The sequence below is a fragment of the Streptomyces sp. genome (assembly GCF_035563135.1).
GTDB lineage: Bacteria > Actinomycetota > Actinomycetes > Streptomycetales > Streptomycetaceae > Streptomyces.
The window spans coordinates 1-3,064 of record NZ_DATMVN010000824.1; the positions used below are offsets into that span (position 1 = coordinate 1).

3 protein-coding genes and 1 pseudogene are annotated in these 3,064 nt (G+C 72.6%); 1 reads left to right on the forward strand and 3 read right to left on the reverse strand.

All coding sequences use genetic code 11. The annotated features are described in order from the left end of the window. A pseudogene (locus VN520_RS36515) lies at positions 1 to 158 on the reverse strand (sugar kinase); the annotation flags it as partial. Positions 159 to 290: 132 nt separating this feature from the next. Continuing rightward, positions 291 to 1,355 carry a mechanosensitive ion channel family protein gene (locus tag VN520_RS36520; RefSeq protein WP_325751255.1) on the reverse strand — a complete coding sequence of 355 codons (1,065 nt, stop codon included), beginning with the start codon at positions 1,353 to 1,355 and terminating at the stop codon, positions 291 to 293. Positions 1,356 to 1,673: 318 nt separating this feature from the next. Between VN520_RS36520 and VN520_RS36525 the strand changes: the two genes are divergently transcribed. After that, the gene (locus VN520_RS36525; protein ID WP_325751256.1) at positions 1,674 to 2,210 is read left to right on the forward strand and encodes an HNH endonuclease; all 537 of its coding nucleotides are present in this window, start codon (positions 1,674 to 1,676) and stop codon (positions 2,208 to 2,210) included. A gap of 55 nt (positions 2,211 to 2,265) precedes the next feature. Here VN520_RS36525 and VN520_RS36530 read toward each other — a convergent pair. Continuing rightward, positions 2,266 to 3,064, reverse strand: a 799-nt coding sequence (locus VN520_RS36530) for a discoidin domain-containing protein (protein WP_325751257.1), incomplete at its 5' end; no start/stop codon positions are given.

A 3,064-nucleotide genomic window follows, 5' to 3' on the forward strand; every position in this document is an offset into this window, starting at 1 on the left:
AGCCTCGCCAGCAGCTGGGAGGCGGTGGGCTTGGACAGGCCGGTCAGTTCACCGATGCGCGTGCGGGTGAGAGGGCCTTGTGAGACCAGGAGATCGAGGGCCGCCCGGTCGTTCATGGCGCGCAGAACGCGGGGGGTGCCCGGGGTGGTTCCGGCCATGAGCGGCGCCGCCTTCTGTTAGTAAACTTTCCTGTCGGTGAGAGGAAGGTATGGCGGTGTCACGGAGCCGTCAATGGGAAGTGCCCCCGAGGCAACCAAAGCGTTACCTGCGGGGGCACCGGGTGTGTCCGGTCACTTCGACATGTTCGGCGGCGGTATGGGGGTCGCCGCCAGCGACTGCGGGGACGTCGTCGACGCGTACGCCGAGGGGGCCGCCATGGCCGCCGTCGGGTCGGCGGTGGACTCCCCGTCGGTCTGGAGGGGGAGGGGGCCGATCATCCGGATGCCGGCCGCGTCCAGTGCCCGCTTGATCCGCCAGCGCAGCTCGCGCTCGACGCCCAGCGACTTGCCCGGCATGGTCTTCGCCGTGACCCGTACGGTCATCGAGTCCAGCAGCACCGCGTCCAGGCCGAGGATCTCCACCGGGCCCCACAGCCGCTCCGACCAGGGCTCCTCCGCGGTCATGGTCCCGCCCGCCTCGGCGATCGCCTTGCGGACCAGTTCCAGGTCCTCCGTCGGGCGGACCGTGACGTCGACACCGGCCGTGGACCAGCCCTGGCTGAGGTTGCCGATCCGCTTCACCTCGCCGTTGCGGACGTACCAGATCTCACCGTTGTCGCCGCGCAGCTTGGTGACCCGCAGGCCGACCTCGATGACCTCGCCGGAGGCCACCCCCGCGTCGACCGTGTCGCCGACGCCGTACTGGTCCTCCAGGATCATGAAGACGCCGGAGAGGAAGTCGGTGACGAGATTGCGCGCGCCGAAGCCCAGCGCCACACCGGCGACCCCCGCGGAGGCCAGCAGCGGGGCCAGATTGATCTGGAAGGCGCCCAGGATCATGAGGGCCGCGGTGCCCAGGATCAGGAACGACGTCACCGAGCGGAGCACGGAGCCGATGGCTTCGGAGCGCTGGCGGCGGCGTTCCGCGTTCACCAGCAGGCCGCCGAGGGCCGTGCCCTCCACCGCCTGGGCGCTGCGGTTCATCCGGTCGATGAGATTGGTCAGGGCGCGCCGGATCAGATAGCGCAGCACGAGCGCGACAGCGGTGATGAGGATGATACGAAGACCGGTGCTCAGCCAGGTGGACCAGTTCTCCTCGACCCAGCCTGCGGCGTTCCCGGCCCTTTCGGCGGCTTCGTCCAGCGAGCCCGCGGCACCGGGGGACGGAGCCGCGGCCAGGAGGGCGGACAGGGACACGACGGGGACCTCCAGGTGGGGCGACAGCGGACCAACCACAGTAACGAAGCGGGGGGAGCGGAACGTTGCCATGAGGAGGGAGAGACACGTCTCACCCGGGGCCGCACGGGGTGTGTCCCGTTCCACAGGGGGTCCCTCCGCCCTGTCGGCGCACCTGTCGCGGGGCGTCCGGGACGTGCGGACGCCCCTGCCGTGAGAAAAATCCTTCCGGCCCGTTACCCGCACGTGGTGGCGCTCGGACCAGGCATGAGGAGAGACTTGAGACCGGATCGTCCCGGCGCGAGCCACGCGTCGCCGGCGTACAAGGAGGCATCCACCGTGCCGCACGTCCTGGTTCTCAACGCTTCGTACGAGCCGCTCGGCGTCGTACCTCTCCGCCGCGCGCTCGTCCTCGTCCTGGAGAACAAGGCCATCTGCCTGGAGGAGTCCGGCGCCTTCATGCACAGTGCCACCCGTGCCGTGCCGGCGCCCAGCGTCGTCCGCCTCAAGCGGTTCGTACGGGTTCCCTACCGGGGGCCCGTTCCGCTCACCCGCCGGGCGCTCTTCGCGAGGGACGGCGGCCGCTGCATGTACTGCGGGGCCGCCGCGACCAGCGTGGACCACGTCATCCCGCGCAGCCGCGGCGGGCAGCACGTCTGGGACAACGTGGTGGCGGCCTGCCGCCGCTGCAACCACGTCAAGGCGGACCGCCATCTGCCCGAGCTGGGCTGGCGGCTGCGCCACCAGCCGGCGCCGCCCAGCGGGCTCGCCTGGCGGATCATCGGGACCGGGCACCGGGACCCGCGCTGGCTGCCCTACCTCCAGCCGTTCGGCGCGGAGGACGTGATGGCCCGGATCGACGGCGTTTCCGCCTGAGCGACCGGGCCTTCGGCGTTCCCGGGGCCTCCCGGCCCGAAGAGGCTTCCCCGGCTCAGGGGGTCTTCCGGTCCTCCTGTCCGGCGACGGCGTAGGCCTCGACCGACCAGAGCGAGTAGCCGTACTGCGTGGCCCGCCCGTCGCCCTGGATCCTGAGGAAACGGGTGTCCTTCGCGTCCATCCGGACCGACTCGTGCCCGCCCGCGCCCTCCCGCACGGTGGCCGCCGTACGCCAGGTGCGGCCGTCCGGGGAGACCTGCACGCGGTAGCGGGAGGCGTAGGCGTCCTGCCACCGCAGCACGACCTGGCCCAGGCGGACCGGCGCGGGCAGTTCGGCCTGCCACCAGGCACCGTCCTCGGCCGGTGAGGACCAGCGGGTCCCGGGGTCCCCGTCGGAGGCCGCCGCCGCCGGGAAGTCCGGGGTCTCGTCGCCCGACGAGGACGCCTCGGCCGTACGCAGCAGATCGGGGCCCGCCGTGCGCGGGAAGGCCCGGACGGTCAGGGTGCGCTCCTCGCCCTCGAAGCGCAGCGGCACCTCGTACTCGCCGGCCGGGGTGCCGTCCGGCACGGTGATGTCCACGGGGACCTCGGTGCGCGAGCCGCGTGTCACCGTCGTCCGCTCCGGCAGCTTCACCTCGATCCCCTCGGGCGCCTTCGCCGTGAGCGTCCCCTCCACCTCGCCGGGACGCCCGCCGGCCAGCCGCGCCTCGACCCGCTGCGTACCGCCGCCGATGACGGCGTCCGTCCGGCTGCGGGCGAGGGCGAGCCGGGCCGCCGGCTCGTCGCCGAACCACGGGACGAGCGCCCGCACGTCAGGCATGTCCGAGGCCGGGGGCGTGCCGGTGAGCCCCGGC